Origin of the sequence: Holdemanella sp. DFI.5.55, assembly GCF_020593575.1 — a bacterium.
GTDB classification, from domain to species: Bacteria; Bacillota_I; Bacilli_A; order Erysipelotrichales; family Erysipelotrichaceae; genus Holdemanella; species Holdemanella hominis.
The window spans coordinates 1-669 of record NZ_JAJDMK010000186.1; the positions used below are offsets into that span (position 1 = coordinate 1).

The 669-nt window shown below is 38.9% G+C and carries 1 protein-coding gene and 1 pseudogene; one reads left to right on the forward strand and one right to left on the reverse strand.

The window, feature by feature from the left end; all coding sequences use genetic code 11:
• The first annotated feature begins 72 nt into the window (after positions 1 to 72).
• Complete coding sequence (locus tag LJE08_RS13705; RefSeq protein WP_227403545.1) at positions 73 to 333, forward strand: hypothetical protein; 261 nt, start codon at positions 73 to 75, stop codon at positions 331 to 333.
• On the opposite strand, the pseudogene LJE08_RS13710 reads toward LJE08_RS13705, so the two are convergent.
• Positions 334 to 669 (reverse strand): annotated as a pseudogene (locus tag LJE08_RS13710) (hypothetical protein); the annotation flags it as partial. It abuts the gene before it with no gap.

Here is a 669-nt window from a genome sequence, read left to right on the forward strand (position 1 = left end):
TGATAATGTATGGTAGTATTCTCCACCAGTAGAATTAGACGTAAAAGACATACTTTTAATCATTGTTTATGTATGTCCTTTACTGCGAATTCTAGTAAAGGAGAATATTCACATAAGCTAACAGTAAATGAAATGCCATCTCATCATCATATATTTCCGGATGGAACAGTTATGGATGGCGCCCCTAGATGGGAAATGGCTCCGAATACAGGCAAACAACATGTGTGGGATTCTAATCAGTGGACAAGTAAAACAGATACAACTGGAGACGGAACTCCACATAATAACCTTCAGCCATACATTGTTGTATTCTTTTGGCGGAGAACCAATTAATTAAGCGGTTCTCTTCCAAAAATATGTTGTAACGTATGGTTGGATATTGTTATGGTGCTGATTGCCACCTGCTGGCATGCCATTTTGAAGCCATCCTCCATTGCTGTATACTGTGCCAATGTCCATTGCAACAAACCAGTTTTCGATACCAGTATCTTCTGAACCATCCCATTTTGAATGAATATCATGATAATGACTTGGCATTTCTGCTTGCGTTAACCTGTGGGTGTATTCTCCACCGGTTGCTCCGGTTGTAAAGGACATACATAAACAATGATTAAAAGTATGTCCTTTACTGCTGGATTGATTGGCGGTAACTACTATCATAAACTTACA